The sequence below is a fragment of the Niveispirillum sp. genome (genome assembly GCF_017996735.1).
Classification (GTDB): Bacteria; Pseudomonadota; Alphaproteobacteria; order Azospirillales; family Azospirillaceae; genus Niveispirillum.
Map to the genome: position 1 here is coordinate 21089 of NZ_JAGOGJ010000089.1, position 6570 is coordinate 27658.

General features: G+C 66.6%; 5 protein-coding genes. 4 read left to right on the forward strand and 1 reads right to left on the reverse strand.

The window, feature by feature from the left end; genetic code table 11:
- Window positions 1-11 precede the first annotated feature (11 nt).
- The gene (locus KBA48_RS22685) at window positions 12-2177 is read left to right on the forward strand and encodes a 3-hydroxyacyl-CoA dehydrogenase NAD-binding domain-containing protein (RefSeq protein WP_292910648.1); all 2166 of its coding nucleotides are present in this window, start codon (window positions 12-14) and stop codon (window positions 2175-2177) included.
- Between the two features lie 13 nt (window positions 2178-2190).
- Here the strand turns inward: KBA48_RS22685 and KBA48_RS22690 are convergent, their stop codons facing one another.
- Window positions 2191-3081, reverse strand: a complete 891-nt coding sequence (locus KBA48_RS22690; RefSeq protein ID WP_292910650.1) for a LysR family transcriptional regulator — start codon at window positions 3079-3081, stop codon at window positions 2191-2193.
- A gap of 151 nt (window positions 3082-3232) precedes the next feature.
- Between KBA48_RS22690 and KBA48_RS22695 the strand changes: the two genes are divergently transcribed.
- From KBA48_RS22695 to KBA48_RS22705, 3 genes are all read left to right on the forward strand, one after another.
- A complete protein-coding gene (locus KBA48_RS22695; RefSeq protein WP_367273865.1) occupies window positions 3233-4141 on the forward strand; it encodes an SDR family oxidoreductase in 909 nt (302 codons plus the stop codon).
- A complete protein-coding gene (locus tag KBA48_RS22700; protein WP_292910652.1) occupies window positions 4141-5628 on the forward strand; it encodes a 3-oxoacyl-[acyl-carrier-protein] synthase III C-terminal domain-containing protein in 1488 nt (495 codons plus the stop codon). The genes KBA48_RS22695 and KBA48_RS22700 overlap by 1 nt, the downstream gene beginning before the upstream one ends.
- A gap of 111 nt (window positions 5629-5739) precedes the next feature.
- Entirely contained in the window at window positions 5740-6567 is an 828-nt protein-coding gene (locus KBA48_RS22705) for an acetyl-CoA acetyltransferase (protein WP_292910654.1), read from the forward strand.
- Window positions 6568-6570: the final 3 nt, after the last annotated feature.

Here is a 6570-nt window from a genome sequence, read left to right on the forward strand (position 1 = left end):
GAGCCCTGATCATGACCCAATCCATCCGTTACGACATCGACGCCGATGGCATCGCCACCTTGACCATTGATGTGCCCGGCCAGTCGATGAATGTCATCGGCGCGCCTTTCCTGTCCGACCTCGGCCTGCTGCTCGACCGGATCGCCAATGACGCCACCGTGAAGGGCATCGTCATCGCGTCGGGCAAGCCAAGCGGCTTCATGGCGGGCATGGACCTGAAAGCCATGGAAGCGCTGCTGACCGGCGATGGTGACGGCCTGGGCGGCCTGTTCGAGCGGGTGTTCGACCTGAACCGCCTGCTGCGCCGGCTGGAAACCTGCGGCAAACCCGTGGCCTGCGCCATTGAGGGGGCCTGTTTGGGCGGCGGGTTCGAACTGGCCCTGGCCTGCCATTACCGTGTTGCCGGCGATGACCCCAAAACGCAACTGGGCCTGCCGGAATGCCTGCTGGGACTGATCCCCGGCGGGGGCGGGACACAGCGCATGCCGCGCCTGACGGGTGTGCAGACGGCCCTGACCCATATGCTGCAGGGCAAGCTGTTCCGCCCGGCGGACGGGCTGGCACTGAAACTGCTGGACGCGGTGGTGCCGGCGGGCACGGCGCTGGCCGCCGCACGGGCCTGGGTCATGGCCAACCCCGACGCGCATACCCAGCCCTGGGACCGCAAAGGTTTCAAGGTGCCGGGCGGGGCCGGTGCCATGAACCCGGCCTTCGTGCAGAATTTCATCGGCGCCGTGCCAATGATGGTGAAGCAGACCCAGCACAATATCCACGGGCCCGCCGCGCTGCTGTCGGCGGTCTATGAAGGGCTGCAACTGCCCATGGACCGGGCCATCCGGGTGGAATCCAAATATTTCGCCAAGGTCCTGGCCAATCCCCAGGCCCGTTCCATGGTGCGTACCCTGTTCGTGAACAAACAGGCGGCCGAACGCGGCGCCCGGCGACCGGCGACCGTGGCCCCCGCCCCGACCGCCAAGCTGGCCATGCTGGGCGCCGGCATGATGGGGGCGGGCATCGCCACCGTGGCGGCCCAGGCGGGGATGGAGGTCGTGCTGCTGGACCGCGATCTGGCGGCGGCGGAAAAGGGCAAGGCGCATGCGCAGACCGAACTGGCCGCCCGCGTCGCCAAAGGCGGCCTGACCGAAGAAAAAGCGGCACAGACCCTGGCCCGCATCCTCCCCGCCACGGACTTCGCCGCCCTGGCCGGGTCGGACTTCGTGATCGAGGCCGTGTTCGAAGATCCCGGCATCAAGGCGGAGGTGACGCGCAAGGTGGAGGCGGTGCTGGGACCCGACACGATCTTCGGCTCCAACACCTCCACGCTGCCCATCGGCACGCTGGCCGGGGCCTGGTCGAAGCCGGAGAATTTCATCGGCATCCATTTCTTCTCGCCTGTGGAGCGCATGCCCCTGGTGGAGGTGATCCTGGGGCCCAAGACGGGCGAACGGGCGCTGGCCAAGGCGCTGGACTTCATCGCCCAGATCCGCAAGACGCCCATCGTGGTCAATGACAGCCGGGGCTTCTACACCTCCCGCTGCTTTGCGACCTATGTCGGCGAAGGCACGACTATGCTGGCCGAGGGCATCAATCCGGCCCTGATCGAGAATATGGGCCGGCAGTTGGGCATGCCCGTGGGGCCGCTGGCCGTGTCGGACGAGGTGTCCATCCAACTGGGCCTCAAGGTCATGCAGGCGACGCGTGAGGCAATGGGCCCGGCCTATCGGCCCAGCGCCGCCGATCAGGTGCTGGAAAAGATGGTGATGGACCTGGACCGGCGGGGCCGCAAGAACGGCCGGGGCTATTACGATTATCCGGCCGATGGCGGATCCAAGCGCCTGTGGCCCGGCCTGACACAGCATTTCCATCCCGCCGCCGAACAGCCGTCGGCGGAGGAGGTGCGCGAGCGGCTGCTGTACCGGCAACTGATCGAATGCGCGCGCTGTATGGAGGAAGGGGTGCTGTCGGCACCGGAAGACGGCGATATCGGCGCCATTTTCGGCTGGGGCTTCGCCGCCCACACGGGCGGACCGTTCAGCCACATGGACAATCTGGGCCTGGAGAATGTGGTGCGGACGCTGGACCGGCTGGCCGGCATCCATGGTGACCGTTTCACGCCCACGACGCAGTTACGGGAGATGGCGGCCAGCGGGCGGCGCTTCTATCCCGCGCCCGGTTAAGCGGATAACACGCTCACCCCTGCGTTTCCTTTACCGCACGGATGAAGGCGCGCACGATGGGCTTGGGGTCCCAGCGCTTGCGGACCGCACAGCACATGGTGGAGGGGGGCAGCAGGCTCATATCCTCCAGCGCCACAAAATCCGCCTGGAAGGCAGGGGTGCCGGCGAAAAACTCCGTCGTGACGCCGATGGCGTTCGTCTGGGCCACGATCTGGCGGACCAAGGGGAAATAGTCCACGACATGCACCCGCTTGTGCCATTCGATATTGGCATCCTCGTAGATCTTGCGGACGGCCACGCCATAGGGGCGGCCGTCCGACGGGCTGACAAAGTCAAATTCCGCCAGATCGGCGGCCGTAAGCGCCGGCCGTTCCAGCAGCGGATGCCCCTTGCGCACAAAATTCACCGACCGGACGGCGCGGATTGTCTCGCGGTGGATATCCGGCCAGTCGGCATAGGCGGCATCGAAACCCAACGCGACATCGACCGTGCCGGCACGCAGCAATTGCACCGTGCGTTCGAACGTCGATCCGCTGACATCGACCTTGATGCCGGGGTGGCGTTTCAGCAGCAGGGCCAGCGGCGCCAGCAGACGCCATTCCAGCGAGGCCGGCCCCACCCCGATGCGCAGTGTACCGGCATAGTCCCGGTCCTGTTCGGCAGGCCGGCGCAGCAATTCGCGCGTGTCATCCACCAGCCGTGCCGCACGATCAATGAAGTCACGCCCTTCCGCCGTCAGGAACGATCCGCGCGGCGTGCGATGAAAGATCGAATAGCCGATCTGTTTTTCCAGGCTGGCCACGCTTTTGGTGATTGCGGACTGGGTCACCCCCACCGCTTCGGCCGCCGCCGTGATGGAACCGGTGCGGGCGACGGCGACGACGTAATTCAGCCTGAGATCCATGTCCGGTCATTCCATCAAGGCATGTTGATGATTTCAAATGAATTTGACGCTTATGTCGGTTCGATCCAAGCTGCAAGCAGAAAATGGGAAGGAAGGTCGCCATGAACGCGATGATCAGGACCGGGATGGGTGCCCGGCGGGGCAATATCCGATGACCATGCTGACGGGAAAAACCATCGTGGTCACCGGCGCCGGCCGGGGCATCGGTGCCGCCATCGCCCGGCTTTGCGCCCAGGAAGGTGCGAAGGTGCTGGTCAATGATCTGGGCGTTTCGGCCGATGGGGACGGTACCGACGCCCGACCCGCCGACCATGTGGTGGCCCAGATCCGTGCCGCCGGTGGCACGGCCATGGCCAACCATGCCAGCGTCGCCGACCCGGAAGGCGCGGCATCGATCATTTCGGATGCGATCCGGTATTTCGGGCGTATCGACGCCGTCATCAACAATGCTGGCTTCCTGCGCGACAGCATCTTTCACAAGATGAGCCTGGCTGACTGGAACGATGTGCTGAACGTGCATCTGACCGGTTGCTTCCTGGTCTCCCGCGCGGCGGCGCGGCATTTCCGGGAACAGGGATCGGGCGCGTTCGTGCATTTCACCTCCACCACCGGCCTGATCGGCAATGTGGGACAGGCGAATTACGGGGCGGCCAAGGCGGGCATTGTCGGCCTGTCCACTTCCATCGCGCTGGATATGCAGCGTTTCGGCGTGCGCTCCAACTGTGTGGCGCCCACGGCCTGGACCCGGCTGGTCGACAGCGTCCCCCTGGACAGCGTGAACCGGGAGCGGGCGGAAAAGCTGAAATCCCTGACGCCGGAAAAGATCGCGCCGCTGGCGGCCTATCTGTGCGCCGACGACGCGGCCGACATTACCGGCCAGATCTTCGGCGTGCGCGGGGATGAGGTGTTCCTCTATTCCCGGCCCACCATCCTGCGCACCATGCATAATGCCGCCGGCTGGACCCCGCAAAGCTGCGCCGACACGCTGATGCCAGCCCTGCGATCCAGCATGCAGCCGCTGCGCAGCGCCACCGACATCATCAACTGGGACCCGCTGTGATGACGGCCGGGAAGAAGATGAATGTCGGGATCAGTGCCATTGGCGCCTATGTGCCGCTGCTGCGCCTGCAGCGCCGGGCCATCGCCGCCGCCACCGCCTGGTACAACCCGTCCCTGGCCAGCCTGGGCAAGGGCGAGCGGTCCATGGCCAATTGGGACGAGGATACCGTCACCATGGCGGTGGAGGCGGCGCGCGACTGCCTGACCGGGCATGACCGGCAGGCGGTGGACCGCCTGATCCTGGCCTCCACTACACTGCCCTTCGCCGACCGGCAGAATGCCGGGATCGTCAAGGAGGCGCTGACCCTGCCCGACACGGTCGGATCGATGGATGTGGGCGGGTCGCAGCGGGCCGGCACCGCCGCCCTGCTGTCGGCACTGGATGCGGCACGCGCGGCCGACGCCCCCGTGCTCTGCCTTGCCGCCGACAAAAGGCCGGCGCGGCCGGCATCCACGGATGAGTTCCTGAATGGCGACGGGGCAGCCGCGCTGCTGACCGGCACACGGGACCTGATCGCGGAACTGATCGGCCATCACAGCGTCACCGTCGATTTCGTCGATCATTACCGCGCCAGCGACCGCGATCATGATTATGCCTGGGAAGGGCGCTGGGTCCGGGACGAGGGCTATCTGCGCCTGCTGGCAGGGTCCATCCACGACGGGCTTGACCGGAACGGCGTCAGTGCCGGGGACATCGACCATTTGATCCTGGCCCTGCCCGCACAGGGGGTCGACGCACAGGTCGCCAAGGCCATCGGCATTGCGCCCGACCGTCTGGTTGACGGGATGCATGGGGACCTGGGCTACACAGGCGCGGCCCATCCGCTGCTGCTGCTGGCGCGGCTGCTGGCCCATGCCGGGCCCGGCAAATGTATTGCCCTGGCTGCCTTCGGCCAGGGCGTGGACCTGCTGCTGTTCCGCACCACCGACCGCGCGGGCCAGGGCACGGGCGGCCTGGGCGTCGATGGCTGGCTGTCCCGGCGGCGGCCGGAGGAGAATTACCTGAAGCACCTGCATTTCCGGGGAGAGGTGGTGCTGGAGGCCGGCATGCGCGCCGAACTGGACCTCAAGACCTCCCATGCCGCCCTCTACCGCGACCGCAAGACGGTCCTGGGATTGGTGGGGGGAAAATGCCGCGTGACCGGGACGGTGCAATATCCGAAAAGTGCCATCTCCGTCGCCCCCAATGCGCGGATGGTGGATACACAGGATGATTATCCGCTGGCCGACCGGCCGGCGCGGCTGGTCACGGTCACGGCCGACCATCTGGCCTTCTCCCCCGACCCGCCCAGCCATTACGGCATGATCGATTTCGATGGCGGCGGCCGGATGATCGCCGACATCGTCGATGTGGGCGACAACGTCCCGCAGCCGGGTGCGCGCATGCGCATGATGTTCCGGATCAAGCGCATCGATGCCCGTGGCTTCACGCAATATTTCTGGAAAGCCGCCCCGGATGCTGGGGAAGTCGGCGGTCAAGATGTTTGACCGCCCATACATGGCGGCGACCGCCGCCGTGCGCCTCATGGCGCGTAAGCCAAGCCGCCGGATGGCGGCGCCCGGCATCTGAGGGCGCAGCAAAAGCTAAAAGGACCGACAATGGCCAGCGGGATCAAGGACAAGGTCGCCATCCTGGGCATGGGATGTGCGAAATTCGGGGAGCGGTGGGACACTGACGGCCCGAGCCTGATGGTGGAGGCGTTCGAAGAAGCCATCGCCGATGCGGGCATCGACCCGTCACAACTGGAGGCCGGCTGGTTCGGCCATGCCGGCAATGCCGTGGGGCCGGGCGCCATTCCGCTGGCGCTGGCGCTGCGCCTGCACAACATCCCCATGACGCGGGTGGAAAATGCCTGCGCCACGGGGACGGAGGCGCTGCGCGGGGCCGCCTATGCCGTGGCCAGCGGTGCCTGCGACATCGCCTTCGCGCTGGGGATGGAGAAGCTGAAGGATGCCGGCTATAGCGGCCTTCCCGCCGCCTCGCGCGGGCCGTTCTATGACGCCACCAACGCCAACCTGACGGCCCCCGGCGCGTTTGCGCAACTGGCGTCGGGTTATGCCGCGCGCCACCGGGTGGCGGCGGACGATCTGAAGCGGGCCATGGCCCATATCTCTGTAAAGAGCCACGCCAACGCCACGAAGAACCCCAAGGCCCATCTGCGCAAGCCCATCACGGCCGAACAGGTGATCAAGGCCCCCATCGTGGCCGCCCCCCTGGGCCTGTTCGATTGCTGCGGCGTGTCCGATGGCGCCGCCTGCGCCATCGTCACACGGCCGGAGATCGCCCGCGCGCTGGGCAAGACGGACATCGTCACCCTCAAGTCGCTGCAACTGGCGGCAACCGGCGGGTGGGAAGCGCAGGGCAGCGGCTGGGACAGCAGCTATGTGCCCACCACCCGCCGGTTGCCGCCAGTTGCAGCGACTTGAGGG